The sequence below is a fragment of the Ottowia sp. SB7-C50 genome (assembly GCF_033110285.1).
Taxonomy (GTDB): Bacteria; Pseudomonadota; Gammaproteobacteria; order Burkholderiales; family Burkholderiaceae_C; genus Ottowia.
On the sequence record NZ_CP136995.1, the window covers coordinates 2,956,680 to 2,982,103 of the forward strand.

Annotated in this window: 23 protein-coding genes; 4 read left to right on the forward strand and 19 right to left on the reverse strand. The window is 64.9% G+C overall.

Annotated features, from left to right (window positions below):
* Window positions 1-55: 55 nt before the first annotated feature.
* The 12 genes from R0D99_RS14155 to R0D99_RS14210 all read right to left on the reverse strand — a co-directional run bounded on the left by R0D99_RS14155 (window position 56) and on the right by R0D99_RS14210 (window position 13,256).
* Window positions 56-1,288, reverse strand: a complete 1,233-nt coding sequence (locus tag R0D99_RS14155) for an MFS transporter (protein WP_317748804.1) — start codon at window positions 1,286-1,288, stop codon at window positions 56-58.
* A gap of 49 nt (window positions 1,289-1,337) precedes the next feature.
* Window positions 1,338-2,468, reverse strand: a complete 1,131-nt coding sequence (locus R0D99_RS14160; protein ID WP_317748805.1) for a deoxyguanosinetriphosphate triphosphohydrolase — start codon at window positions 2,466-2,468, stop codon at window positions 1,338-1,340.
* A gap of 71 nt (window positions 2,469-2,539) precedes the next feature.
* Window positions 2,540-3,652: a 3-dehydroquinate synthase gene (gene aroB / locus R0D99_RS14165; protein ID WP_317748806.1), complete on the reverse strand. Its 1,113-nt coding sequence runs from the start codon at window positions 3,650-3,652 to the stop codon at window positions 2,540-2,542.
* An 80-nt stretch (window positions 3,653-3,732) separates the two neighbouring features.
* On the reverse strand, window positions 3,733-4,260 hold the full coding sequence (locus R0D99_RS14170; RefSeq protein ID WP_317748807.1) for a shikimate kinase: 528 nt from the start codon (window positions 4,258-4,260) through the stop codon (window positions 3,733-3,735).
* 74 nt (window positions 4,261-4,334) lie between these two features.
* Window positions 4,335-5,714, reverse strand: coding sequence for a putative Ig domain-containing protein (locus tag R0D99_RS14175; RefSeq protein ID WP_416366006.1), 1,380 nt, complete (start codon window positions 5,712-5,714; stop codon window positions 4,335-4,337).
* A complete protein-coding gene (locus R0D99_RS14180; protein WP_317748809.1) occupies window positions 5,596-6,981 on the reverse strand; it encodes an Ig domain-containing protein in 1,386 nt (461 codons plus the stop codon). Before R0D99_RS14180 ends, R0D99_RS14175 begins: the two co-directional genes overlap by 119 nt.
* Window positions 6,982-7,036: 55 nt before the next feature.
* Entirely contained in the window at window positions 7,037-9,184 is a 2,148-nt protein-coding gene (gene pilQ, locus R0D99_RS14185; RefSeq protein WP_317748810.1) for a type IV pilus secretin PilQ, read from the reverse strand.
* Complete coding sequence (locus R0D99_RS14190; RefSeq protein ID WP_317748811.1) at window positions 9,181-9,723, reverse strand: pilus assembly protein PilP; 543 nt, start codon at window positions 9,721-9,723, stop codon at window positions 9,181-9,183. Before R0D99_RS14190 ends, pilQ begins: the two co-directional genes overlap by 4 nt.
* The gene (locus tag R0D99_RS14195; RefSeq protein WP_317748812.1) at window positions 9,720-10,394 is read right to left on the reverse strand and encodes a type 4a pilus biogenesis protein PilO; all 675 of its coding nucleotides are present in this window, start codon (window positions 10,392-10,394) and stop codon (window positions 9,720-9,722) included. The genes R0D99_RS14190 and R0D99_RS14195 overlap by 4 nt, the downstream gene beginning before the upstream one ends.
* A gap of 146 nt (window positions 10,395-10,540) precedes the next feature.
* Entirely contained in the window at window positions 10,541-11,500 is a 960-nt protein-coding gene (locus tag R0D99_RS14200) for an IS5 family transposase (protein ID WP_317748412.1), read from the reverse strand.
* Window positions 11,501-11,565: 65 nt separating this feature from the next.
* A complete protein-coding gene (locus R0D99_RS14205; RefSeq protein WP_317748813.1) occupies window positions 11,566-12,174 on the reverse strand; it encodes a PilN domain-containing protein in 609 nt (202 codons plus the stop codon).
* Entirely contained in the window at window positions 12,171-13,256 is a 1,086-nt protein-coding gene (locus R0D99_RS14210) for a pilus assembly protein PilM (protein WP_317751119.1), read from the reverse strand. The genes R0D99_RS14205 and R0D99_RS14210 overlap by 4 nt, the downstream gene beginning before the upstream one ends.
* Window positions 13,257-13,538: 282 nt before the next feature.
* Here R0D99_RS14210 and R0D99_RS14215 point away from each other — a divergent pair, with 282 nt between their 5' ends.
* Window positions 13,539-15,947 (forward strand): penicillin-binding protein 1A, encoded by a 2,409-nt coding sequence (locus tag R0D99_RS14215; protein ID WP_317748814.1) that lies wholly within the window; start codon window positions 13,539-13,541, stop codon window positions 15,945-15,947.
* 41 nt (window positions 15,948-15,988) lie between these two features.
* Here R0D99_RS14215 and cyaY read toward each other — a convergent pair whose 3' ends face one another.
* A complete protein-coding gene (gene cyaY, locus R0D99_RS14220) occupies window positions 15,989-16,321 on the reverse strand; it encodes an iron donor protein CyaY (RefSeq protein ID WP_317748815.1) in 333 nt (110 codons plus the stop codon).
* Between the two features lie 14 nt (window positions 16,322-16,335).
* Here cyaY and lptM point away from each other — a divergent pair, with 14 nt between their 5' ends.
* Both lptM and lysA read left to right on the forward strand, forming a co-directional pair.
* Window positions 16,336-16,587 carry an LPS translocon maturation chaperone LptM gene (lptM, locus tag R0D99_RS14225; RefSeq protein WP_317748816.1) on the forward strand — a complete coding sequence of 84 codons (252 nt, stop codon included), beginning with the start codon at window positions 16,336-16,338 and terminating at the stop codon, window positions 16,585-16,587.
* Complete coding sequence (lysA, locus tag R0D99_RS14230) at window positions 16,584-17,873, forward strand: diaminopimelate decarboxylase (RefSeq protein ID WP_317748817.1); 1,290 nt, start codon at window positions 16,584-16,586, stop codon at window positions 17,871-17,873. The genes lptM and lysA overlap by 4 nt, the downstream gene beginning before the upstream one ends.
* Before the next feature lie 57 nt (window positions 17,874-17,930).
* Here lysA and R0D99_RS14235 read toward each other — a convergent pair whose 3' ends face one another.
* The 5 genes from R0D99_RS14235 to R0D99_RS14255 form a co-directional block, all read right to left on the reverse strand.
* Window positions 17,931-18,551 carry a protein-methionine-sulfoxide reductase heme-binding subunit MsrQ gene (locus tag R0D99_RS14235; RefSeq protein WP_317748818.1) on the reverse strand — a complete coding sequence of 207 codons (621 nt, stop codon included), beginning with the start codon at window positions 18,549-18,551 and terminating at the stop codon, window positions 17,931-17,933.
* 94 nt (window positions 18,552-18,645) lie between these two features.
* On the reverse strand, window positions 18,646-19,638 hold the full coding sequence (gene msrP, locus R0D99_RS14240; protein ID WP_317748819.1) for a protein-methionine-sulfoxide reductase catalytic subunit MsrP: 993 nt from the start codon (window positions 19,636-19,638) through the stop codon (window positions 18,646-18,648).
* A gap of 135 nt (window positions 19,639-19,773) precedes the next feature.
* On the reverse strand, window positions 19,774-21,117 hold the full coding sequence (gene ccsB, locus R0D99_RS14245; protein WP_317748820.1) for a c-type cytochrome biogenesis protein CcsB: 1,344 nt from the start codon (window positions 21,115-21,117) through the stop codon (window positions 19,774-19,776).
* A 14-nt stretch (window positions 21,118-21,131) separates the two neighbouring features.
* Entirely contained in the window at window positions 21,132-23,261 is a 2,130-nt protein-coding gene (locus R0D99_RS14250) for a cytochrome c biogenesis protein ResB (RefSeq protein WP_317748821.1), read from the reverse strand.
* Window positions 23,262-23,444: 183 nt separating this feature from the next.
* Window positions 23,445-24,062 carry a c-type cytochrome gene (locus R0D99_RS14255; RefSeq protein WP_317751120.1) on the reverse strand — a complete coding sequence of 206 codons (618 nt, stop codon included), beginning with the start codon at window positions 24,060-24,062 and terminating at the stop codon, window positions 23,445-23,447.
* 110 nt (window positions 24,063-24,172) lie between these two features.
* On the opposite strand from R0D99_RS14255, the gene yihA reads away from it, so the two are divergent.
* Window positions 24,173-24,868: a ribosome biogenesis GTP-binding protein YihA/YsxC gene (gene yihA / locus R0D99_RS14260; protein WP_317748823.1), complete on the forward strand. Its 696-nt coding sequence runs from the start codon at window positions 24,173-24,175 to the stop codon at window positions 24,866-24,868.
* A gap of 56 nt (window positions 24,869-24,924) precedes the next feature.
* Here yihA and R0D99_RS14265 read toward each other — a convergent pair whose 3' ends face one another.
* Window positions 24,925-25,332 carry a DUF488 domain-containing protein gene (locus R0D99_RS14265; protein WP_317748824.1) on the reverse strand — a complete coding sequence of 136 codons (408 nt, stop codon included), beginning with the start codon at window positions 25,330-25,332 and terminating at the stop codon, window positions 24,925-24,927.
* Window positions 25,333-25,424: the final 92 nt, after the last annotated feature.

Sequence of the window (25,424 nt, forward strand, 5' to 3'; positions counted from 1 at the left end):
GCGTCCTTCGCGTATTCTTCGCGTCCTTCGCGTCCGGCTGTTTCACCCCGCACGGTCAAGCCCGGTCGCGCAACGCGTTCTGCTGCCGCCCGATCAGCGTCGCCAGCAGCGCGCCCACCACGCAGCACGCGCCCGTTACCACCCAGGTGAACTGCCACCCGCCCACCTGGCTGGCGACCCAGGCCACCAGCGGCGGGCCGCTGACCTGGCCGACGGCCGACCACTGCTGCATCCAGCCTACGGTGGTGGAGATGCTGCGCTCACCCGGCGCCAGCGTGGGCGCCAACGCAAACAGCGTGCCCGGGATCAGGCCGCCCACGCATGAAAACAGCAGCGCCCCGGCGTAGCGCAGCGGCGCGCTGCCCGCCACTGGGGCGCCAAAGGCCACAAACGCACCCAGCGCCATGGCCGCAAAGCCAGTCCACAACAAGGCCTGCGGCCGCACGCCGCGCGCCAGCAGACGGCCCGCGACGATGTTGCCGACCATGTTGACCGCCGCCACGCCCGCCGTCAGCACCGCCGTCACGGCAACGGCTTGCGCGCCGCCCCAGCCCGCCTGCCGGTACAGCGATGGCAGAAAGCCGATCACCGCCAGCCATTGCGCCGAATACACGCCGAAGGTGAGCGCGCCCAGCCACGGGCCGCGCGCCGTCAGCGTCTGCGCCAGACGTTGCTGCCAGGGCAAGGCATCGGCAGGGCGCGACGCGGCGCGTGGCGGGTCGGCCGGCACGCGTGCGGCGACCCAGACCGCCATCGCCAGCGAGAACGCGGCCGTCAGCCACCACCACACAGGCCAGCCCAGCGCGCCCATCACCAGCGGCCCGGTCAGCAGTGCAGCGGCGGTGCCGAAGGGCATGAAGCTGCCCCACACGCCCAGCATGCGCGTGGGTGCGGCGGGCGCCACGGTGCGGCGCACCAGGCTGGGCGCGGGCACGGTGGTCAGCAAAAAGCCCAGCCCTTCGGCCGCGCGCAAGGCCAGCAGCGCACTGGCGTCGTGCGCAAAGCCGCCCGCCACGCCGGCCGCGGACAGCAGGGCCAGCCCGGCGACCACGCAGCGCTTAAGCCCGATGCCGTCGGCCATCAACCCGGCCACGAGGCCCAGCGCCATCGACGCCAATTGCACCAGCGACAGCAAAAAACCCGCCTGCACCAGCGTGATGCCCAATTCGGCCTGCAGCACCGGCAGCGCCGGCGGCAACTTGCCCACGTGCAGCGCGGCGCTGACGCCGGCGAGGATGACGATCCAGGCAGCGCCGTTGCGCGGCCTTGGGTGAGGCGTCGCGGTCATATCGGCGTGGCCAGGCGCAGGCGGCATGCAGGGCTTGACGCTGGGCCGCTCATGTCAGCAGGCGCTGGCCGGTCAGGCGCTCATGTTCGCGCAGGGCAAATCGGTCGGTCATGCCGGCGATGTAGTCGGCCACGGCGCGTTCGCGGTCGGGCCGCTCGGCAAAGCTGGCGCGCAGCTCGTGCGGGCGCTGGCAATAAACGGCGAACAGCTCGCGCACCACCTGGCGCGCCTGCGACGTGGTGTCCATCACCTGCGGGTGCCGGTACAGGTTGGCAAACAGAAAGCGCTTGAGCTCGGCCGACTCGGCACGCATGCCGGCGCTGAAGGCGACCAGCGGGCCGCTGCGGCGCGCGGCGTCGGCGTCCTGCGGGGCGGCGGCGGCAAGGGCGCTGCCGGTGGTGTCGATCACGTCGTAGACCTGCGCCGACAGCATGCGGCGAATCGATTCGTACAACACGCGCCGGTCGGCCAGGCCGGGGTGGTCGCGCCCGGTCTGGGCGACGAAGCGCGCGAACAAGGGCACTTCGGCCACCTGCTGCAGCGTGAGCAGGCCCGAGCGCACGCCGTCGTCGATGTCGTGCGCGTTGTAGGCAATGGCGTCGGCCAGGTTGGCCAGTTGCGCCTCCAGGCTGGGCTGCGTGCCGTCGATGAAGCGGCGCGCCACGCCGCCGGGCTCGGCCGCGTCCAGCAAACGCGCGTTGGCGGGCGAGCAGTGCTTGAGGATGCCTTCGCGCGTCTCGAAGGTGAGGTTCAGGCCATTGTGGTCGGGATAGCGGTGCTCCAGATGATCGACCACGCGCAGGCTTTGCAGGTTGTGCTCGAAGCCGCCGTGCGCGGCCATGCATTCGTTCAGCGCGTCTTGCCCGGCGTGGCCGAACGGCGTGTGGCCGAGGTCGTGCGCCAGGGCGATGGCTTCGGTCAGGTCTTCATTCAGCCGCAGCGCGCGGGCGATGGAGCGCGCCAGTTGCGCGACCTCGATCGAATGCGTGAGCCGGGTGCGGAACAGGTCGCCCTCGTGGTTCAGGAACACCTGCGTCTTGTAGACCAGGCGCCTGAACGCCGTGGAGTGGACGATGCGGTCGCGGTCGCGCTGGAAGTCGTCGCGCGTGGGCGCGGGCGCGATGGCGTGGCGCCGACCGCGCGAGCGGGCGGGGTCGCAGGCGTAGCGCGCCAAGCTCATGCGTTTTAGGTCAAATCAGCTGTCTGCGCTGGTCCATCAAGCGCAACATGCTATTAATATTGAAGCATTCGTCATGCGCAGCAACGGTCGATGACCTGCCGCACCAGCGCATCGGGCGCGGCGCGCACCACGGCGCGGCCGGGGCCGTCGATGACGACGAAGCGGATTTCGCCGTCTTCGGCTTTCTTGTCCACGCGCATCAGCTGCAGGTAGCGGCCGGCGTTGTCGGCGGCATCGATGACGGCGCCGCGCGTGGGCAGGCCGGCGCGGTGGATGAGTTGCGTCAGGCGGTCGACGAATGCGGCGTCGACCAACCCGAGTTCGCGCGACAGCTCGGCCGCCATCACCATGCCCGCGCCCACCGCCTCGCCATGCAGCCAGGCGCCATAGCCCATGCCGGCCTCGATGGCGTGCCCGAAGGTGTGGCCGAAGTTGAGGATGGCGCGCAGGCCCGACTCGCGCTCGTCCTGGCCCACCACATCGGCCTTGATCTGGCAGCTGCGCTGCACGGCGTGCGCCAGCGCAGCGGGGTCGCAGGCGCGCAAGGCGTCGATGTTGGCCTCGATCCAGTCGAAGAACGCCATGTCGGCGATGGGGCCGTACTTGATGACTTCGGCCAGCCCGGCCGACAGTTCGCGCGCCGGCAGCGTCTTGAGCAGATCCAGATCACATACCACCGCCAGCGGCTGGTAGAAGGCGCCGATCATGTTCTTGCCCAGCGGGTGGTTGATGGCCGTCTTGCCGCCCACCGATGAATCCACCTGCGCCAGCAGCGTGGTCGGCACCTGCACGAAAGGCACGCCGCGCATGTAGCAGGCGGCGGCAAAACCGGTCATGTCGCCCACCACGCCCCCGCCCAGCGCATACAGCGTGGTCTTGCGATCGAAGCCGCCGCCGAGCAGTTCGTCAAAGATAAGGTTGAGGGAGTCCCAGGTCTTGTATTGCTCACCATCGGGCAGCACCAGCCGCGACAGGCGCGGATGTCGGCCCGCCAGCGCGCCCGCGAGCGTGTCGGCGTACAGCGGCGCGACGGTACTGTTGGTAACGATCAGGGCCGGCGTGCCGGCGCGCGCCACGTCGAACGAAGCCTGCTGCGCGATGAGCCCGGTGCCGATGGCAATGTCGTAGCAGCGCTCGTCACCCAGATCGATGCGCACGCGGCTGGCGGAAAGTGATTCGGTCATGCGGGAAGTGTATGGGCAGGCGGCGGCGCGCCATCAGGCCGCACGCCAGAACAGTGCGATGTGACGACGCGCGGCGTCGCTCACCCGGGCCGGGCCGGCGGGGTCAATTCCAGTTGCATCAGGATGCGGCTGACCAGCACGGACAGCGTGGTCCCATGGGCATCGACCACGAAGTGCGCGCATTCACGGTACAGCGGATCACGGTCCGCGTACAGGTCGCGCAAGCGCTTGAGCGGATCGGCCACTTGCAGCAGCGGGCGCTTGGTGTCGTGGCGCAGGCGCTTGGCCAATTGCTCGGGCGATGCACGCAGGTAGATGACCGTGGCTCGCTCTCGAAGACGCTGCCGGTTGATCGGCCGCAGCACCGTGCCACCGCCGGTGGCCAACACGATCTGTGAGCCGCCGGCCGTCAGTTCGTCGACGATGGCCTCCTCCACGTCCCTGAACGCAGATTCGCCGTGCCCATCGAAATAGCTGCGTATGCTGCAGCCCAGGCGCTGCTCAATCGCCTGGTCAGAATCGACCGAAACCAGTTGCAGCCGGCGCGCCAACGAGCGCGCCACCGTCGACTTGCCGCTGCCCGGCATGCCAACCAGAGCGATATTCATGTAATCCCCGAACCAGCACGGGACGTTGGCCCGTTTGCCCGTGGAGGATAAGGGCAAACGGGTTTGACTCCGGATTAAGTAGGGCCTGAGACGGTCACCACGAGGTTTCCGGTCACGCTGTGTCCCACACTGTCCGTCAAACGAATTGGCACCGTGTAGGAGCCCGCTGCAGCATAGGCCCCGGTGAGTACCCCATTGGCGAGAGTAGCCCCGGTATCCAACCTGACCCAGGTGTAGGGCGACACACCACCCACGGCCTGCAATGCATAGCTGAACGGCACCCCTGTCGTCCCAGTAATGCCGATGGTGGTAATAGACAACGGGACGCCGATGTTCATCGTCAGGTTACCTTGCGCGATGGCACCCGCTTGATCGGTCACCGTGACCGCCACCGTATACGTGCCCGCCTGCGTTGGTGTTCCGCTGATCACACCACTCGGGTTCAACGTCAGTCCCGGCGGCATGGCTCCTGCCGATGTCCACGTGTACGGACTCACCCCGCCAGATACGGACAAGAGGTAAGAGTAGGGCACACCTGTCGCCGCGCTGATCGACGTGGTGCCTATCTCGATCGAGGCACCCGACACCGTGATGATGAGAGTTCCTGTCACGCTGGTACCTACGGCATCGGTCAAACGGATAGGTATGGTGTACGTGCCCGCCACCGAATAGGACCCCGTAAATACCCCATTCGTGAGCGTTGCACCGGTATCCAACCTCGTCCACGTATAGGGCGACACCCCACCGACTGCCTGCATCGCATAGTTAAACGGAATGCTGGTCACCGCACTGATGCTCGTGGTGCTGATCGCCAAAGGCGCACCGATGTTGATCGTGAGGTTACGTTGCGCCGTGGCTCCCATCCGATCGACAACGCTCAACGCGACCGTATACGCACCCGCCAGCGTCGGCGTACCACTGATCAGTCCGCTTGAACTCAAGGTCAGGCCTGGCGGCATGGCTCCTGCCGATGTCCACGTGTACGGACTCACCCCGCCAGATACGGACAAGAGGTAAGAGTAGGGCACACCTGTCGCCGCGCTGATCGACGTGGTGCCTATCTCGATCGAGGCACCCGACACCGTGATGATGAGAGTTCCTGTCACGCTGGTACCTACGGCATCGGTCAAACGGATAGGTATGGTGTACGTGCCCGCCACCGAATAGGACCCCGTAAATACCCCATTCGTGAGCGTTGCACCGGTATCCAACCTCGTCCACGTATAGGGCGACACCCCACCGACTGCCTGCATCGCATAGTTAAACGGAATGCTGGTCACCGCACTGATGCTCGTGGTGCTGATCGCCAAAGGCAAATCTATGGTGATCGTAAGGTTACGTTGCGCGGTCGCTCCCGTCTGATCGGTCACACGAACTACAACGGAATACGTGCCTGCCAGTGTCGGCGTACCACTGATCACACCACCCGCACTCAACTTCAGTCCCGGCGGCATAGACCCCACCACCGACCACGTGTAAGGACTCACCCCCCCCGGATGCGGACAAGGCATACGAAAAAACCATGCCTGTCGCGCCGCTTATCGACGTGGTGTCGATCTTGATCGGCGCACCTGAGATCGTGACCGTGACGGCGGCTTCCTGATAGGCGCCGAAGAAATCCGTCACGCGAACCTTCACGACATAGGCTCCAGGAGAGGCAAGGGGCGTACCTCGGATCACTCCATCATTGCTCAACGATAGGCCCGCAGGCAACGTACCTGAACTGATCGTCCACCGATAAGGCGGTGTTCCGTTGCTAGCCTCGAGTGCTTGTGCAAACGGAACGCCATTGTCCGCTTGGAGGGCCATTGGGTTAAGTGCAAGCGGCAGAGACGACAGGCCATCGATAACAGGAACGGTCGTCCACTGCACAATCGGATCCTGAATACCGTTGGCAACGTTGTTGTCATAGCGATCAGCCCGCAATTCCAGCAAGATCACCCCTCGTGCCGCGCCACTGGACAAGGAAAACAGGGCCACGCCACTTCGGGTGGCTACTTGCACTACGGTGCCGCTCTGGGCATCGGACAGAAGCCTAGCGTCCATGGCAGCAGCCGAATTCTGAATGATGCGGACCTGAACGTTGGCTGCCGACGGATCAGGAATCGGCTGCACAAAATCGTCCATGACCACCGCATTGATGCCAATGTTGCTGGGAATGTTGTTGACGTTATACCTGGTCCCAAGATAGCTCGACGTGGCAACCGCGTATACGCTCGCCGCCTTGCCTGTCCCTGCCCCGCCGCCGACGGTGATGTTGACGCTGGCGCTGTACACCTTGCTATCACGCGGGTCGGTCACCGCACAGGTAATGGTCGCGATACCCGTCTGATTTCCCGCGTGAAAATGGAATGAGTTTCCACCTGCGTTGGAGCCCAGCGTGATGGAGCGATAAGCCAACGGGTTTTTCTTGCCGTCCTCGTGGCTGGAATCGCCATCCAGGTAGTAAAGAGAACCCGTATCCAGGCCGCCCGCCACATTGCACGCAAAAATATCCTTGCCGCCTGGAACAGGGGCGCTACCCTTCTTGGCATCCACGTAAAGGGTCGTGGTGTAAGGAGCATTCGCGCCTATGCCAGCCGCCACGTGCCCCACATTGACAGGCAGGTTGGTCTTTTCCGCACGCAACGTAATGCTGTATTGCTCCTGCGTCGCGCCGGCGCTGCCGCCCCCGCCGCCGCATGCTGACAAGAGAGCTGCCACCGTAAGTCCGAGCGCCAAGCCTAGCTTTCGCATATCACCAACCTATGTCTAAATGGAACCAAACAAATGGCGCTTACCGGACCGCGCCGCGATCCGAAATCATCTTCGGTGTGATGAACACCAGCATTTCCTGCTTGTCCGCCTGACGCGTCTTTTGCTTGAACAGGTTGCCCAACACCGGGATGTCGCCCAGCATCGGCACCTTGTTTTCGCTCTCGCGCTCAGTCAATTCGAAGATGCCGCCGATCACCACCGTACCGCCGTTTTCCACCAGCACTTGCGTCTTGACGCGCTTGGTGTTGATGGACATGCCGCCCTCCACCGCGGTGCCAGGACTGTCTTTGTTCACATCCAGGTCGAGGATGATGTTGCCTTCTGGAGTGATCTGCGGTGTCACCTCGAGCTTCAGCACAGCCTTGCGAAAAGCGATCGACGTCGCGCCGCTCGACGTCGCCTGCTGATAGGGAAATTCGGTACCCTGCTCGATCAGCGCCTTGGTCTGATCGGCCGTCACCACGCGAGGGCTCGAGACTACCCTGCCCTTACCGTCTGCTTCGAGCGCAGAAATTTCGAGGTTGAGAAACCGGTTCGCTGCCGAGCTGAACAGCGAAATCGCGAATGTCGAAGGCGACACGCCGCCGAAGCCCGATGCCGGCAAGTTGACCATCTGAGACGCCAGCGACGTTGCGCCGGACGCACCCGTGGTCGCACTGATGGCATCATAGTTGGCGCCCAATGCGAGGCGATTACCACTGCCAATGCTATAGCCGGGGTCGCCACCGCGAATACCGCGAAGGTCAGCCCCGCCCAGCTTCACGCCCAGTGATTTGCCAAAGGTATCGGTGGCCTCCACAATCCGCGCTTCTATCAGCACCTGGCGTACCGGCACGTCCAGTTTGGCAATCATTTCTTGTATCTGGTTCAGCCGAGAGGGAATGTCGGAGACGAAAAGCTGGTTGGTACGAGGCTCGGCAATCACGGTGCCACGCGAACTCAGCAAACCACGGCTACCCACTGTTCCGCTGGCGCCTCCGCCACCGGCACGAGACAGTTGAAGCGCGATGTCGGCAGCCTTGGTGTAATTCAGCTGGAAGGATTGGGTCCGCGCCGGCTCAAGATCACGAATTGCGGCCTGCGATTCAAGCTCTGCCTTCTCCTTGGCCGCGAGTTCCTCCTTGGGAGCAATCTGCAGCACGTTACCGCTGCGCTTCATGCCAAGGCTCTTGGCCTGCAAGATGATGTCCAGCGCCTGGTCCCACGGAACATCCTTCAGGCGCAGCGTCAGACTGCCCTGAACCGTGTCGGAGGTGACGATGTTGAAGTTGGTGAAGTCGGCAATCACCTGCAGCAAGGAGCGGACATCGATGTTTTGAAAGTTCAGTGACAACTTTTCGCCGCGATAGCCGGGACCATCGGTCAACTTGTCGGCACTGGTTTTCTGTTGACGCACTTCGACGACCAGTTGGTTGTCGCTCTGGTAGGCGCTGTGCTCCCAGAGTCCCTTGGGCTCGATCACCATTCGCACTCGATCACCGGTCTGTACAGCCGTGACAGTCTGGACCGGGGTGCCAAAATCGGTCACATCGAGCCTGCGGCGTAGGCCCTCCGGCAAGCTGCTGCGCAGGAACTCGACCACCAAGGTCTGGCCTTGCTGCCGGATATCTACGCCCACCTGATTGTTTACCAGATCGACTATCACGCGACCGCTGTTTTCAACGCCGCGCCGGAAGTCGATGTCACGCAAAGGTAGTGCAAGTTCGTTGCCCCCTTCGGCGAATGCGCGAGAAGGCCCTGGTGCGGATTGGGCTGCGACGGACACCGGGTCCAGCGAAACCAGCAGCGAACGGCCCTGAATCTCGGCGCGATAGTTCGTCGCTTGATTAAGATTGAGGACCACGCGCGCGCGGTCGTCCGCCTGCGCCACCTGAGCGAGACGCAGGTTGCCGTGGTTAAGATCGACAGAGTTGTGCGCAAGATCGCTCTTCACGCCGCGAAAATCCAGGGCAATACGCGGCGGCATCTGCACCACGAACCCGGTTGGCAGCGTGATTAGCGGTTCGCTCAGATCAATACGCACAACCTCTGCGCCACCCTGGATTGAGCTAGAGATGGATTGAATGCGTGGCTGCGCCTGGCAGATGCCCACCAAACCAAACGCCAACACACATCCGATCCACCAAGTGCCGAACACGCACGCAGCCGCTTCCCACCACTTCCTCATTTCGTGTTCTCCTGAAGCTCCAACGTCGTACGGCGTTCGATCCATTCCCCCGCTGCGTCCTGAACGATCTCTCTCAGCGCAATTTCGCTCTCTAAAACCTTCGTCACTCGTCCGTAGTTGAGTCCAAGGTAGTTGCCGACCCGCACCTGATGCAGCAGTGTGTCCACCTTCACCAACGCCACGCGCTGACCTGCACGGTCAAGGCTGCCAACCATTCTCATGGCATCGAGCGGATACGCTTCCAGAGGCTCCCTGCGCCGGTTGAGTTCTGGAGTCAACAAAGCAGTGCTGACACCAAGTGGTCCGCTCTCGCGCCGCAGCACCTGGGTCAGTCGATCCATAGAGAACGCATCGACGGAAGTGTTGCCCGTGTACGCTAGCGGCAAATAACGCGTCGGTTCGGTCAAGGGTGACACCTTAGGCACCATGTTGCGGCGCAAATCCGCCATCCATTGGTTCAGGTCCTCATTGCTTGCAGCGCAACTTGCGACGCCTATCACGGCGACGCCTGCGATCAGGGCGCACGCAACGCGCTTCATTTCTTGGCTTTCGGTTTCGCAGCGGCCTTTTGCGCCGCAATTTCTTCGGAATCGAGATATCGGTAGGTTTTGGCGGTGGCCTCGAGCGACAACACGTTACTGCCGGCGGTGGGTGCGATCGACAGGTTGTTGAGCGTCACAATGCGAGAAAGATTGGCGATATCAGCCGCGAAGGCGCCGATGTCGTGGTAGCGGCCGCTCACCTTCAGTGCGATCGGAAGTTCGGCGTAGTAGTCCTTCACAACAAGTTGTCCGGGGCGAAACAGATCGAACTGCAGACTGCGGCCCAGGCCCGCTTGGTTGATGTCTGAAAGCAGTGCATCCATCTCTGCCTTGCTGGGCAACTGCTTCTCCAGCAGGTTCACGTACTGGATCACCTGCGCGCGCTGCTTCTTCAATTCGTCGAGGCTCACGGCTTTCTGAAGCTTGTCCTTGTACTGAGCGCGTAACGTGAGTTCCTTGGCACGCTCAGTTTCCAGTTCTTCATCGACATTCTTCAACCACAGAAACCACAGCAACACGAGCACGAGGGCCGCCACGAGAACGAACAGCGCATAACGCGGCAAATCGGGCCACGAGGAGGGGTCTCGCGTGTCGAGACCACGGAACTGCGTTCCAAGCTTCTGTAGCGACTCGGAGACGGAGATTTTTTGGGGGACTGCGCGTGCCATGATGACCTAGGGAAGCTCTGCGCAATGCACATTGAGATGTGCTGATGGCGTCCAATCGATCTGAGATGCTGCTTCGAGCCGCTGCGTAGTGACATCGCGGCCGTCGAGGGCCGGTTTTGAGGCCTTTCGGCCACCTGCAGGCGGACTCATGCCTGCAGGCCCATCAAGGCTTTGCGCGCCATCCACAGATTGGACAGCGCAAACAGCGTGTGCAGTTGCGCCGTGTTCTTGGCCAGGCCCCGATAGCGCACCTTCACATAGCCGAACTGGCGTTTGATCACCCGAAACGGGTGTTCGACCTTGGCCCGGATGCTGGCCTTGATGCGTTCGAGTTGCTCGGTCAACTCGTCTTTCAGGCGGCCGTGATCCAGCAATTTGCGCTTGCCCGGGCGCATGGCGATGTTCCAGCGCACGCCGGCCTTGGCATCGGGCCGTTTGTCGGCGCCCAGGTAGCCGGCATCACCCCAGGCTTGCACTTCCTCGCCGTGCAGCAAGGTGTTGGCCTCAACCACATCATTGACGCTGCCCGCCGTGCCGCGCACGGTGTGCACAAGGCCTGAGTCGGCGTCCACACCGATGTGGGCCTTCATGCCGAAATACCACTGGTTGCCCTTCTTGCTTTGCTTCATCTGCGGGTCGCGCTGGCCCGAGGCGTTCTTGGTCGAACTCGGGGCGGCGATCAGCGTGGCGTCCACCACGGTGCCGGCGCGCAGCAGCAGGCCCTTGGCGCCCAGCAGTTCATTGACCAGCGCCAGGATCTGGGCGCTGAGCTTGTGGTCTTCGAGCAGGCGGCGGAATCGAAGGATCGTGGTTTCGTCGGGTACGGCCGTATCCCAGTTCAGGCCCGCGAACTCGCGAAACAGCGGCACGTCGTGCAGCGCTTCTTCCATGGCTGGATCACTCAAGCCGAACCATTGCTGCATGAAGTGAATGCGCAGCATCGTCTGCACGGCAAAGGGCGGGCGACCCCGTCTGCCTTCAGGTGCGTAGGGCGCGATCAGTTCCACCAACGCCGCCCACGGCACCACGCGTTCCATCTGCGCCAGGAACTCGCGCTTGCGCGTGCGCTTGGTGGTCAGGTTCAGACCCAGCTCGGCTTGCTTCATGGCGGCGATTGTGGCTCGAAATCGCAACGCTCAGCACATCGCAGGACGAATTACGCAGACCTTCCCTAGGAAGACGTGGCACGTTCAGCGGCCGACGCTGCCTTGGGCGCGTCGCTGGCGCGCTGCAGTTGCACGCGCACGGTGAAGTTGTAAACGCGGCGCTGTTCACGCGGGCTAAGCGCCAGATTGGTTGCCACGATCTCGATCAACTCAGGCCTGGACACCCAATGGCTGTTGCGCGACAAATTGCGAAGCAACTCGGAAACGCGCTCGTTCGACTGCGCCACCCCGGTCAACAGAACGTTCTGGTTTTCCTGCTTGATGCCTTTCAGATAGATGCCGTCCGGCAGTTGCAGCACCGATTCGTTCAGCAGGTGCACCGGCAGATTACGGTCAGCCTGCAAATCCTCCACAGCCTGCTGACGCGCGCGGAGAGCAGCAATCTCATCTTGAAGCGACGCGATCTCCTTGATCTCGTCGTCCAACTTCTTGATCTCAGTCGTGAGAAACGCGTTGCGATCCTGCTGATTGCCGATCTCGTGCTGATACCAGAGGTAGACGCAGCCAGCGATCAACGCTCCCAGGAGCACAGACGCGCCGAGAGATGCGTTGAACGCTTGACGCGCCCGCTTGCGCGCCAACTCGCGGTGAGGAAGCAGGTTGATCAGGATCACCGCAAAAACCTCCGCATGGCCAGACCGCAGGCAGTCAGGTACGAGGGCACCTCGCGCTGTATCTTTTTCTCGCGCACCGCACGGCCAAACGCCATGCCATAGAACGGATTGACCACGTGACAAGGGAAAGCCGTGTACTTCGTAACCGCTTCGCGCAATCCCTCCAGGCTCGCCGTGCCGCCCGCCAGCAGGATGTGGTCGACCCTGTTGTAGGGCGTACTGGTGAAAAAGAACTTGAGCGCCCGATCAATTTCCTGAGACAAGGATTCGACATACGGTGCCAGCACTACGTTGGAGTAGTCGCGAGGCAACTCGCCAGCACGCTTCTTGTTCTCGGCCTCGTCCTGGGTGAAGCCGTACTGGCGCACCAGCAACTGCGTCAATTGCGCACCACCAAATACCAACTCACGCTCATAGATCAGATCGTCATTGCGCAACACTTGGAGTCCTGACGTGGCCGCACCAATTTCGAACAGCGCGATCACAGCATCAGCCCCGCCCCCCGGCAAGCGCTCCACCACACGGCCGGTCGCCAGGCGCGCAGCGTAATTTTCGACGTCCATCACAACAGGTGAGAGGCCTGCAGCTTCCGCCATTCCCTGGCGATCCTCGACCTTCTCCTTACGTGACGCAGCGATCACCACCTCTACGTCGCCAATCGATGTCGTGCTCGGCCCCGCCACGCAGAAGTCGAGCGTCACTTCGTCCAGCGGGAAGGGAATGTACTGGTTCGCCTCGGATTCGACCTGGACTTCCATCTCCCTCTCACTCAGGCCGGCCGGTAAAATGATCTTCTTGCTGATCACCGCCGACGCCGGTAAAGCCATCGCTACATTCTTTGTCCGCGTGCCCGTCTTGCCCAGCAGCCTACGCGTGGCTCCCACCACTTCATCGAATTTCTCGATATTGCCGTCGGTCACCCAGCCACGCTCGAGCGGCTCTATGCCACAGCGCTCCAGCGTCAGGTTGCCAGAACGATCCCGTCCCAACTCAACCAGCTTCAGGCTGGATGAACTGACGTCGAGCCCGATCAGGGGCGCCGGTTGACGGCTGAACAATGACCCAGTGCTCAAGACGAAGATCCTGTTACTTAATACTACAGGATGGAGTCAGACAACACACCCTCCATCGTGACGGGAATCCTAGCAGGTAGCCATAAGAAGGCGATTTTTCCTGCCTGCAGCTCGTTGCCAAAAACTAACGTAAATGGACAATTCCTTACGCATTGCAGCATACACGAACGAAGGTTCGTTGGGGGCGTCTGGCGGTGACTTTGAACTGCACGGACAATCACGTTTTTTTGGCGCCGAGCGACGTGTGCCTGATCTGTCACCCAAAGGTGCTCATTAATTTACCGGTGCCCTATGTCCAGTGAAACTTCGCCCGATAACGTGCAACCGCGTTCGGGCTCCTCTTCCCGTTGGCTGGTCTGGCTGGCCAAGGGCATGGCGTGGCTGGGCGGCTCGCTGCTGGCCGTGGCGATCTGCGCCGTGATGGCCGGGCTGATGGCGCTGGCGATCGCCTACCCCAACCTGCCTGACGTGTCGGCGCTGTCCAACTACCGGCCGAAGCTGCCGTTGCGCATCTACACCGCCGAGGGCGCGCTGATCAGCGAATTCGGGGAAGAGCGCCGCAACCTCACGCCCATTGCCGAAATTCCGGCCGTCATGAAGAACGCCGTGCTCGCCATCGAGGACGCGCGCTTCTACGAACACAGTGGTGTCGACTATGTTGGCGTGGCCCGCGCCGCGCTGGCCAACCTGGGCCGCGACAAGGCGCAGGGCGCCTCGACCATCACCATGCAGGTGGCGCGCAACGTCTACCTGTCGACCGAGAAGACCTACACCCGTAAGATCTACGAAGTCCTGCTGACCTTCAAGCTCGAGCACACGCTGACCAAGGACCAGATCCTCGAGATCTACATGAACCAGATCTTCCTGGGCAACCGGGCCTACGGCTTTGCCGCGGCGGCCGAAACCTATTTCGGCAAGCCCTTGAAGGACATCACGACGGCCGAAGCCGCCATGCTGGCGGGCATCCCCAAGTTCCCGTCCAGCGCCAACCCGATCGCCAACTTCACGCGCGCACGCGAGCGTCAGCTCTACATCCTGGACCGCATGCAGGAACACGGTTTCATCACCGCCGCCGAAGCCGCCGCCGCCAAGCAGCAGGAGCTTCGCATCCGCCCGGCCAACGAAGCCACGCGCGTGCACGCCGAATACGTGGCCGAAATGGTGCGCCAGATGGTGTTCGCGCAGTACGGCGATGAGACGTACAGCCGCGGCCTGAACGTCTACACGTCGATCAACACCGCCGACCAGAACGCCGCCTACGCCGCCCTGCGCCGTGGCATTCTTGAATACGATCGCCGCCAGGCCTATCGCGGGCCCGAAAAATTCATCGACCTGCCCAAGGCCAAGGCCGACGTCGAAGAGGCCGTTGACGACGCGCTGACCAGCCACCCCGATGCGGGCGAACTGCTGGCGGCCGTCGTGACCAAGATGAGCGCCCGCAGCGTGACGGTGATGCGTCGCGGCGGCGAGGTCATCGAAGTCAGCGGCGACGGCCTGCGCCCCGTATCGTCCGGGCTGTCGCCCAAGGCCGGGCCCAACATCCGCATTCGCCCCGGCGCCGTCGTCCGCGTCGACAAGAACAGCCGCGGCGCGTGGGAGCTGACCCAGTTGCCCGAAGTCGAGGGCGCCCTGGTGGCGCTGGACCCGCGCAACGGCGCCGTGAAGGCGCTGATCGGCGGCTTTGACTACGACAAGAACAAGTTCAACCACGTCACGCAGGCGTGGCGGCAGCCGGGCTCCAGCTTCAAGCCGTTCGTCTATTCGGCGTCGCTCGAAAAGGGCTTTTCGCCCACCACCATGATCAACGACACGCCGCTGTTCTTCGACGCGAGCGTCACGGGCGGCCAACCCTGGGAACCCAAGAACTACGAAGGCGGCTTCGAAGGCCCGATGACCATGAAGCGGGGCCTGGCCCGCTCGCGCAACATGATCTCCATCCGCATCCTGCAGACGATCACGCCGCAGTACGCGCAGGAATGGGTCACCCGCTTCGGCTTCGACGCCGACAAGCATCCGCCCTACCTGACGATGGCGCTCGGCGCGGGCTCGGTCACGCCGATGCAACTGGCCACGGGCTTTGCGGTGTTTGCCAACGGCGGCTACCGCGTCAACCCGTTCCTCATCACGCGCATCACCGACCACACCGGCAAGGTGCTGGTCGAAAGCCAGCCCGCTGGCCCCACCGAAGCCAACCGCGCCATCGACGCGCGCAACGCCTTCATCATGACGACCATGCTGGAAGACGTGGCGCGCACCGGCACCGCCGCCAAGGCGCAGGCCCTGCTCAAGCGCTCCGACGTGGGCGGCAAGACCGGCACCACCAACGATTCAATGGACGCCTGGTTCGCCGGCTACCAGCCCACGCTGGTGGCCACGGTGTGGATGGGCTACGACACGCCGCGCAACCTGGGCAGCAAGGAAACCGGCGGCGGCCTCAGCCTGCCGATCTGGATCAACTTCATGCAGACCGCGCTCAAGGGCGTGCCGGTGGCCGAGCCGAAGCCGCCCGAAGGCGTCGTCAAGATCGGCAGCGACTGGTACTACGAGGAATACGCACGCGGCGGCGGCATCAGCAACCTGGGTGGCGCGGGACTGGCGCCACGCAGGTCCACCGAGCCCAGCGAACCCACGAACACCGACCCGTCGCCCGCCGCGCCGTCCGAGGAGCGCAACCGCATCCTCGACATGTTCAAGAACTGAGCGTTTTCAGCGTTGGCGGCCTGGCGCCGCCAGCGCGCGCCTCAGGCCGGGCGAAATACCAGCGGCATGCCCGCGTGTTCGCTCGCGCTCTGCGACAGGCGCGCAAAAAATTCTTCGCTGGACTTGGTGTCGCGCCAGGCACCCTCGCTGAAGCGGAAGTGATAGCCGCCCGAGCGTGCCGCCAGCCACACTTCCTGCAGCGGCTTCTGCAGGTTGACGACGATCTGGCTTGCATCCGGAAACACCAGCGTGATCATGCCGCCCACGCGCTGGTTGTCGATGTCGGCGTCGGTGGAGTCATTGAGGTGGTCACACTGCGCTTCCACCACACGCAGCAGCGCCTCGGCGCGATCCAGATACTCCAGGTCGGTCATTACAATTCATCCCCATGTCGTTCGCGCTGTCGCATCGATCCATTCTAGTCACCGGTGCCGCGCTCATGCTGTGCGCGGGGCTCTCGGCCTGCGGTCAGAAAGGGCCGCTGTACCTGCCGCAGACGCCCGCGGCCGCCGGGCGCGCCACGCTGCCGCAAACCGTCTTCGGCGGCGGCGCCAAGGCCAGTGCGCCAGCGGCCGTTGCATCGGCCCCTCTGCCTGCCGCGCCGCCTTCGGTGCTGCCCAACGTTCCGGACATCCAATGAGTTCTTCTGCTTCCAGCGCAGCGTCGGCCCTGCCCGGCGCGCCGTTTGTCGCCTATGGCGCGGGTCAACTGCAGGTGGAACAGGTCACGCTCTCCGAGCTGGCCCAGCAGCACGGCACGCCGCTGTTCGTGTATTCGCAGGCCTCGATCCTGGCGGCGCTGGCGGCCTACCAGCGCGGGCTGGCCGGGCGCAACGCGCTCATCTGCTACGCCATGAAGGCCAATTCGTCACTCGCCATCCTGCGCCTGCTGGCCGACGCGGGCTGCGGGTTCGACATCGTGTCGGTGGGCGAACTGGAGCGCGCGCTGGCGGCGGGCGCCACGCCCTCGAAGATCATCTTCTCGGGCATCGGCAAGACGCGCGCCGAAATGCGCCGCGCGCTCGAAGTGGGCATCGGCTGCTTCAATGTCGAGAGCATGGCCGAGCTTGACGTGCTGAACGAAGTCGCCCAGGCCAGCGGCCGCGTGGCGCCCATCAGCATCCGCGTCAACCCCAACGTCGACGCCAAGACGCACCCCTACATCTCCACCGGGCTGCGCGGCAACAAGTTCGGCATCGGGCACGAACAGGCGCTGCAGGCCTACCGCCACGCCGCCAGCCTGCCCGGGCTGCGCGTGCAGGGCATCGACTGCCACATCGGTTCGCAGATCACCGACAGCGCGCCCTACCTGGAGGCCATGGACCGCATCCTGGACCTGGTGACGCAGATCGAGGCGGCCGGCATTCGCATCCACCACATCGACTTCGGCGGCGGTCTGGGCATCGACTACAACGGCGATACGCCGCCCCGTGCCGATGACCTGTGGCACGAACTGCTGGCCCGCGTGGACGCGCGCGGCTTTGCCGACCGCCAGATCGTGATCGAGCCGGGCCGTTCGCTGGTCGGCAACGCCGGCGTGTGCGTGACCGAAGTGCTCTACCTCAAGCCCGGCGAGCAGAAGAACTTCTGCATCGTCGACGCCGCCATGAACGACCTGCCCCGCCCCGCGCTGTACGAGGCCTTTCACCGCATCGTGCCGCTGGTTGAAGCCACCGGCGCCGCCACCGTCTACGACGTCGTCGGCCCGGTGTGCGAAAGCGGCGACTGGCTGGGCCGCGACCGCGCGCTGAACGTGCAGGCCGGCGACCGGCTGGCGGTGCTGTCGGCGGGTGCGTACTGCATGAGCATGGCCAGCAACTACAACACCCGCCCGCGCGCTGCCGAGGTGCTGGTCGACGGCGCCCAGTCGCGTGTCATACGCCAGCGCGAGACGGTGCAGGATCTGTGGCGGACGGAAACGCCGTAGGCGGCGCGCTGAACGCGTGCATTCGATTCGTTATTGATAGCACTCACCGCTTTCCCATCAAGCGCTGGCGCGTGATTTGGCCTGAAAGTGTCGCTGCAGGCGCTCGAGCAGCAGCGCCCCGATGACGATGCCATACACCGCCACCTCGGCAAAGTCGTTCTTGCCGGCCCGCATCCAGAAGAAGTGCAGCAGCGCCAGCGGGGCGATCGCGTAGACCAGCCGGTGCAGCGCCAGCCACTGGCGGGCACCCAACGCCCGCACCGCGCGGTTGAACGACGTCGCCGCCAGCGGCACCAGCAGCAGCCAGCCCACAAAGCCGACCAGGATGAACGGTCGCTTGAGGATGTCGTGCCCGATGTCGGCGACCTGGAGCCCCATGTCGAGCCAGCCATACGACAGCAGGTGCAGACAGGCGTAGAAGAACGTGAACAGCCCCAGCATGCGCCGGTAGCGCGCCAGCGCCGGCAGGCGGGCGCGCACGCGCAGCGGCGTCACCGCCAGCGTCAGGCACAGCAGGCGCAAGGTCCAGTCGCCCAGGCCGCGAATCAGCGCCTCGGCCGGATTGGCACCCAACCCACCCGCCGCCGCGCCCCAAGCCAGCCAGGCCACAGGCAGCAGGCACAGCGCGAAGACCAGCGGCTTGGCCGCCGGATGCAGCAGGATCGACGACGCGCTCATGAAGTTGGATCAAGCACATTTGTGGCGCCAGCGCTTGATACGCCAGCGCAGACAGCTATTTTATTCATAGCATTCTGCGCAGCCCGGCTGCGCGTCAGAAATGCTTTCGCAAGTCCATGCCGGCATACAACTGCCCCACCTGCGCCTCGTAACCGTTGAACATCAGCGTCTTGCGCTTGCGGCTGAACAGCCCGTCTTCGCCGATGCGGCGCTCGGTGGCCTGGCTCCAGCGCGGGTGGTCGACGTCCGGGTTGACGTTGGAATAAAAGCCGTACTCGTCGGCGCCGATCTTCTGCCACAGCGTGCGCGGCTGCTGCTCCACGAAGCGCAGCTTCACGACGCTCTTGATGCTCTTGAAACCGTACTTCCACGGCACCACCAGCCGCAGCGGCGCGCCGTTCTGGTGGGGCAGCACCTCGCCGTACATGCCAAAGGCCAGCAGCGTGAGCGGGTGCATGGCCTCGTCCAGCCGCAGCGCTTCGGTGTACGGCCAGTCGAAGCCGGGCGTGCGCAGGCCCGGCATGGCCTGCTCGTCCATGCGGGTGACGAATTCGACATAGCGGGCGTTGCCCTGCGGCTGCACGCGCTGGATCAGCGCCGACAGCGAATAGCCGATCCACGGAATCACCATCGACCAGCCCTCGACGCAGCGCAGGCGGTAAATCCGCTCTTCCATCGCGCCGAGCTTGAGCAGGTCGTCCAGCCCGATGCGGCCCGGCTTGTGCACCAGCCCTTCGACGTCGACGCTCCACGGCTGGGTCTTCATGGCGTGCGCACGCCGCGCCGGATCGCCCTTGCCGGTGCCGAATTCGTAGAAGTTGTTGTAGCTGGTCACGTCGGCGTAGTCGGTGGTCTTTTCCATCGTCATCGCGCCGGCGACGGTGGACTTGCCCGCGGCCAGCGGCGCCAGCTTGCCGGGCCGCGACTGCGCCAGTGCGTCGCGAGCCGCCCAGCCGGCCAGCGCGGTGCCCGCTGCGCCGCCCGCCAGCGCCTTCAGCCACGCGCGGCGCTGCAGATAGGCGGCGCGCGGGGTGATGTCGCTGCCCGAAGGCTCGTCGAAACCGTCGCGTCGAATGCGGATCAGCATGGATGCGCTCCTGAAAAATGGGCCGTGCGCGGTGTCGGCTGCGTCGGCCGGGCATTCATGCCCGCGCAAAGGAACGTGCGCGCAATGGGCCGTGTGTCGATGGCGGGCATGAATGCCCGCCCTACCCGCGGCGGATCACAGGCTGCCGTAGCTGTGCAGGCCCGACAGGAACATGTTGACGCCGATGAAGGCGAAGGTGGTGACCGCCAGGCCGGCCATCGCCCACCACGACGCCACGGTGCCGCGCAGCCCTTTCATCAGCCGCATGTGCAGCCAGGCGGCGTAGTTCAGCCACACGATCAGGGCCCAGGTTTCCTTCGGGTCCCAGCTCCAGTAACCGCCCCATGCCTCGGCAGCCCAAAGCGCGCCCAGCACCGTTGCTATGGTAAAGAAAGCAAACCCGACGGCGATGGACTTGTACATGACGTCGTCCAGCACCTCGAAGCTGGGCAGCCGCTCGGCGATGCGCTTGCGGCCCAGCAGGATGCCGCCGATGATCAGCGCCGCGATGAGCGCGTAGCCCAGCCAGTAGCTGCCGCCCGCCTCAGCCGGGCTGCGCTGACGAAAGGCCAGCGGCACGAAGCACAGCGCGATGCCAAAGAGCCAGATCGGCGTCAGCTTGTACCAGCGCGTTTCGGTGGCCTGCTGCTTGACGAGGTAGGCAAAGCCCAGCATGGCCGCCAGCGCAAAGGTGCCATACCCAATGAAGTTGGCCGGCACGTGCAGCTTCATCCACCAGCTTTTCAGCGCCGGCACCAGCGGCTGGATCTCGTGCGCCTCGCGCACCAGCGTGTACCACAGCAGAAAGCCCACCGCGGCGCTCACCACCAGCATCACGAAGGCGCCCATGGCGCGCGTCTTGTACTGCGCCTCGTAGTACAGGTAGAACAGCGCCGTCATCCAGCAGAACAGCACGAACACCTCGTACAGGTTGCTGACCGGGATGTGGCCGATGTCGGGCCCGATCTGGTGGCCTTCGTACCAGCGCACCATGGTGCCGACCAGCGCCAGCGTCACGGCCACCCAGGCGATGCGGCTGCCCAGGCCTTCCAGCGTGTCCTGCTGGCCGCGGATGAACATGCCGCCCCAGTAGAACACGGTGCTCATGAAGAACAGCATGCTCATCCACAGGATGGCGGACTGGCTGGACAGGAAGTACTTGAGCAGAAACACCGAGTCGGCGCGCCGCAGGTTGCCGCCGTCGTACAGCCAGATCGCCAGCAGCGACAGGCCCGCCACCACCAGCATCAGGTCGCGCAGCGGCCGCCAGAACCAGCCCAGCCAGATGACCACCGGCACGGTGCCGGCCAGGATGGCCTTTTCGTACACGTCCATCGCACCGTGGTAGCGCTGGAAGGCGACCACCGCGCCCACCACCGCCAGCAGCGCAAACAGCCAGTCGGCCCAGGTGCGGCGGGAGAAATAGCCTTCGTTCAGCGTCAGGGTGGCGTTGGACGCCGTGGCAACGTTGGTGTTCATGGCCGGAGGCTCCTTCAGGAGGAGTTGAGCAGCTTGCGCTGCAGTTGCTCGAATTCGCGGTCGGCGTCCAGCGTCTTGCGGTTGCTGGACAGCGCCATCGTGGCGTGCGCGCCGTCGCCCTGCGGCGCCAGCCACACCCACAGGCGTCGCTCGCGGATGTACAGCATGGCAAAGACGCCCAGAATCAGCAACAGGCAGCCCAGATAGACCACATTCTTGCCCGGGGCTCGCGCCACCTGGAACACGCTGGCCTGCACCTGCTTGAAGTCCTGCAGCTCGAACGCCACCGGCGCCGGGTACAGCGGCGCGTCCGACAGCGCCAGCACCGCCTGCGTCATGAAGCGCTGGGTGGATTCGTTCTCGGGCAACGGCTTTCTGCCCTGCCCTTCGCGCGCCAGCGCGTTCAGCTCCAGCAGGCTGCCGTTGAGGATGCGCAGCAGCACGTCGGCGGCGCGCTCGCGCTCGGCTTCGGGCACCGCCGACTCCATGAAGTCGGAGATGGCCTGCAGGCCACCCACGGCCTTCTTGTCCGCCACCGGCTCGGCGCCGGCAAACAGGGCCAGCGCACGCGCGGCCGATGCGGCCAGCGAATCGGCCAGTTCCGGGCGGTTGGCATCGACGGCCTTCGCCACATAGCGCCGCACGGCGCGCTCGCGCTGCGCCGGATCGAGCAGCGCCGCGCGCAGATGCACAAAGCCGTCGATGCTGCCGTCGTCGTCGGCCGGAATGCGCAGGTAGCGGAAGTTTTCGGCCGGCGAGGCACGCACGCCCAGCAGGAAGGCGGGCGAGCCGTCGCCCGTGTCCACCGGCAGCATGTAGTTGTGGTATTCGCGCGCCTGGCCAGCGGGGTCGCGCAGCTTGTAGGTGATGCTGGGGCCCACGTTGCGCAGCTGGCGCTGCGTCACGGTCTTGTCGGCCGCGCCCAGGCGCTGCGTCAGCGCGTGGCCCAGGTCGACCTTGCGCACGTCGGCGCCCGAGCCGGCGCCGCGCGCGTCGTCGCCCAGGTTCTCGACGTTGATCACGCGCAGCGCCGTGTATTCCAGCGTCATCTTGTCGCTGCCGTTGGTGATCTCGGAGCGGCCGCCGATGGTGCCTTCGACCGTGAACGGCTGCATGCCGCCGTTCATGGGCACGGCGCGCAGCTTCACACTGGAGCCGCCGTCGTCAAAGCTGCTCTGGTAGATCTGCACGCCGTCATAGCTGACCGGGTGGTTCACTTCGACGCGCGCCGGCGTGGTCTTGCCGGTGGTCTTGTCGTGGATCACGATGTCGCTGGCGAACAGCTTGGGCATGCCGGTCGAGTAGTACTCGACGATGAACTTCTTCAGCTCCACGGCAAACGGCAGTTCCTGCAGCAGAATGCCGTCCGACTGGCTGAGGATGGCAGTGCTCGACGCCGTGCCTTCACCCACCAGCAGGTTGCCGCGGAAGGCCGGGTTGGTGGGCGGCAGGCGGTGTTCGGGCTTGACGTCGGACACCAGGCCGCCGCCGGTGTACACCGACTTGCCGCCCACCCACGTCAGCGCACGAACGAACAGGTCGCCATCGAACAGCCCGCCCAGGCAGATCAGCACGATGGCGCTGTGCGCGGCGATGTAGCCGATCTTGTTGGCGGCGCCCGCCTTGGCGGCCACCATCCAGCCCTTGCCGCCCGGCGTGTCACGCTCCTGCAGGCGCACCTTCCAGCCGCCGCCGGCCAGCATCTGGCCGATGCGTCGCGCTTCGTCGGCGGGCGCGGCGGCCAGGGCGCCTTCGGCCTTGTGGTGAAAGGCCTGCAGGCTCTGGTGGCGGATGTTTTCCTTGTAGTTGCGGATATCGGCCAGAAACTTGGGCGTGTTGCGCGCAATGCACAGCGACGTGCTGGTCACCAGAAAAGCCAGGATCAGCAGGAACCACCACGCGCTGTAGACCGCGTTGAGCTTGAGCGCCAGGAACAGCTCGGCCCAGAACGGCCCGAACTGGTTGACGTAGTTGACGCCCGGCTCGTGCTGCTTGATGACGGTGCCGATCACCGAGGCGATGCAGATGACGGTGAGCAGCGCGATGGCAAAGCGCATCGACGACAGCAATTCGACCGCCGAACGCCAGGCCTCGGAGCCGCGCCGGGGCTCGAGGCCGTGGGTGCTGTGGGTGTCGGTGGTCATGCGCGATGAGAGGGTCGGCTGTGCCGCCGCGCGCGGCCAGCGGGAGTTGGAGCCTTGCGCCGCGCCACAGTTTCATCCACCGCAGTGAATTTCTTGACCTGGATCACATGCGAGCCCATGAAAGACAAAAGCCGCGCCCCCTTCGAGGTCACGGCTCGCCAGGGGCAGGCGCGAACCGGGCGCTCAGCGCAGGCCGGCAATGTAGTCGGACACCGCCTTGATCTCGCGGTCGTTCATCTTGGCGGCCACGCCCTGCATCACGGCGTTGTTGGTGCGCGTGCCGTCGCGGAAGGCCACCATCTGCTTGACGGTGTAGTCGGCGTGCTGGCCGGCCAGGCGAGGGTACTGGGCCGGAATGCCGGCGCCGTTGGGGCTGTGGCAGCCGGCGCAGGCGGGAATGCGGCGGTCGGCAATGCCGCCGCGGAAGATGCGCTCGCCCATCATCACCAGGTCTTTTTCCTTGGCGAAGCCGGACTTGGCCTTTTGCGACGCCAGCCAGTACGCGACGTTGCGCGCGTCGTCTTCGCTCAGCGCGGCGGCAAAGCCCTGCATGACCGGGTCCTTGCGGGTGCCGCTCTTGAATTCGGCCAGCTGCTTGAAGGTGTATTCCGGGTGCTGGCCGGCCAGCTTGGGCTGCAGCGGCACGGTGGAGTTGCCGTCGGCCGCGTGGCAGGCGACGCACACGGCGGCGTAGCTGGCGCTGCCCTTGGCCAGATCGACCTTGGGCGCGGCGGGAGCATCGGCGGCCGAGGCGGTGGCAGCCAGCAGGCTGGTGGCGAGGAGGACGGCAAGCGACTTCATGGCACGCATGGTGTTCTTCTGAAAAGAGTGTCTCGGAGCGCGAATCCTTGCGATTCTACAATGCCCCCTCACCCCCGCCCGCCTGCCACGGCGTGCACGCCACGCCCAGCATGAACGATCGCCCCTCCCGCCCTGCCCCATCCCCCGCCGCCGACGGCGCTGACGCCGCGCGCCAGGCGCTCGGCTGGCTGCACACGGCCCGCTTTCTGACCACCGCGGCGCAGCTGCACCAGCTGCCCCAGCTCGACCTGCCGGAAATCGCCTTCGTCGGCCGCTCCAACGCCGGCAAGTCGACCGCCATCAACACGCTGACGCAGCAGACGCAACTGGCCTACGCCTCCAAGAAGCCGGGGCGCACGCAGCACATCAACCTGTTCGCGCTGGGCCGACAGGGCAGCACCGACGCCGTGCTGGCCGACCTGCCCGGCTACGGCTACGCCGCCGTGCCGCTGGCCGACAAGCAGCGCTGGCAGCGCGTGATGGCCAACTACCTCGTCAGCCGCCCTAACCTGGCCGGCATCGTGATGCTGGCCGATCCGCGCCACGGCCTGAAGGAACTGGACGAGCTGCTGCTCGAAGTCATCCGCCCGCGCGTCGAGCAGGGTCTGCCCTTCCTCATCCTGCTGACCAAGGCCGACAAGCTGAACCGCACGGAGCAGAACAAGGCGCTGCAGATCACGCGCCTGCAGGCCGGCGGCGGCACGGTGATGCTGTTTTCGGCGCTCAAGCGCCAGGGCGTGGAAGACGCCGCGCTGTGGCTGCGCGACGTGGTGGATGACGCCGCGCCGGCGCCGGATGACGAATAAAACCACGCCGCAGCGCTTGCCCCAACTGCGCAGGCAGCTATTTTTTCGATAGCGTACTAGCGCAAGTCAGCGCCCCGCTCCGCCAGCAATTCGCGCAGCACCGAGCGGTGGCAGCGCGCCTCGTCCTCGCAGTAGCAGCCGACCGACAGGTTCGTCCGGTGCGACAGCGCCGCCAGAAGATCGAGCGTGCGCGCCGCGTCGGGCGCGGCCATTTCGCGGCGAAACAGGCGCGTGAAGGTGCCCCAGTTCTTGCGCGACTCGGCGCTGTCCGGGTCGTCGTGGGTCGACAGCGCAAACTTCATCAGGTCCGGCGTGGGCGACAGGTTGGGGTACCACACGTCGTACCAGTCGTCGCTGGCAAAGCGCGCCTTGGGCACGCCGCGCGGCGGGCGCCGCACGGTGCCGACGCGCAGGCCTTCGTCCGCATGGCGAGGCGTTCCCAGGCGAACCACACGAATGCTCATGTCAGTGTCCTCGTTTTACTGTCGTCATCGACCACCGGCGCCGTCGCCCACGGGACGGGCCGCCCTTGTGCGGCCGCCGGCGCGCCGCCTAC

What these genes read in the sequence shown, in the direction of transcription:
- R0D99_RS14155 (WP_317748804.1), bottom strand. Translation starts at nt 1,288, where the DNA reads ATGACCGCGACGCCTCACCCAAGGCCGCGCAACGGCGCTGCCTGGATC.
- R0D99_RS14160 (WP_317748805.1), bottom strand. Translation starts at nt 2,468, where the DNA reads ATGAGCTTGGCGCGCTACGCCTGCGACCCCGCCCGCTCGCGCGGTCGG.
- aroB (WP_317748806.1), bottom strand. Translation starts at nt 3,652, where the DNA reads ATGACCGAATCACTTTCCGCCAGCCGCGTGCGCATCGATCTGGGTGAC.
- R0D99_RS14170 (WP_317748807.1), bottom strand. Translation starts at nt 4,260, where the DNA reads ATGAATATCGCTCTGGTTGGCATGCCGGGCAGCGGCAAGTCGACGGTG.
- R0D99_RS14175 (WP_416366006.1), bottom strand. Translation starts at nt 5,714, where the DNA reads ATGCCGCCGGGACTGAAGTTGAGTGCGGGTGGTGTGATCAGTGGTACG.
- pilQ (WP_317748810.1), bottom strand. Translation starts at nt 9,184, where the DNA reads ATGAGGAAGTGGTGGGAAGCGGCTGCGTGCGTGTTCGGCACTTGGTGG.
- R0D99_RS14190 (WP_317748811.1), bottom strand. Translation starts at nt 9,723, where the DNA reads ATGAAGCGCGTTGCGTGCGCCCTGATCGCAGGCGTCGCCGTGATAGGC.
- R0D99_RS14195 (WP_317748812.1), bottom strand. Translation starts at nt 10,394, where the DNA reads ATGGCACGCGCAGTCCCCCAAAAAATCTCCGTCTCCGAGTCGCTACAG.
- R0D99_RS14200 (WP_317748412.1), bottom strand. Translation starts at nt 11,500, where the DNA reads ATGAAGCAAGCCGAGCTGGGTCTGAACCTGACCACCAAGCGCACGCGC.
- R0D99_RS14215 (WP_317748814.1), top strand. Translation starts at nt 13,539, where the DNA reads ATGTCCAGTGAAACTTCGCCCGATAACGTGCAACCGCGTTCGGGCTCC.
- cyaY (WP_317748815.1), bottom strand. Translation starts at nt 16,321, where the DNA reads ATGACCGACCTGGAGTATCTGGATCGCGCCGAGGCGCTGCTGCGTGTG.
- lptM (WP_317748816.1), top strand. Translation starts at nt 16,336, where the DNA reads ATGTCGTTCGCGCTGTCGCATCGATCCATTCTAGTCACCGGTGCCGCG.
- lysA (WP_317748817.1), top strand. Translation starts at nt 16,584, where the DNA reads ATGAGTTCTTCTGCTTCCAGCGCAGCGTCGGCCCTGCCCGGCGCGCCG.
- R0D99_RS14235 (WP_317748818.1), bottom strand. Translation starts at nt 18,551, where the DNA reads ATGAGCGCGTCGTCGATCCTGCTGCATCCGGCGGCCAAGCCGCTGGTC.
- msrP (WP_317748819.1), bottom strand. Translation starts at nt 19,638, where the DNA reads ATGCTGATCCGCATTCGACGCGACGGTTTCGACGAGCCTTCGGGCAGC.
- ccsB (WP_317748820.1), bottom strand. Translation starts at nt 21,117, where the DNA reads ATGAACACCAACGTTGCCACGGCGTCCAACGCCACCCTGACGCTGAAC.
- R0D99_RS14250 (WP_317748821.1), bottom strand. Translation starts at nt 23,261, where the DNA reads ATGACCACCGACACCCACAGCACCCACGGCCTCGAGCCCCGGCGCGGC.
- R0D99_RS14255 (WP_317751120.1), bottom strand. Translation starts at nt 24,062, where the DNA reads ATGAAGTCGCTTGCCGTCCTCCTCGCCACCAGCCTGCTGGCTGCCACC.
- yihA (WP_317748823.1), top strand. Translation starts at nt 24,173, where the DNA reads ATGAACGATCGCCCCTCCCGCCCTGCCCCATCCCCCGCCGCCGACGGC.
- R0D99_RS14265 (WP_317748824.1), bottom strand. Translation starts at nt 25,332, where the DNA reads ATGAGCATTCGTGTGGTTCGCCTGGGAACGCCTCGCCATGCGGACGAA.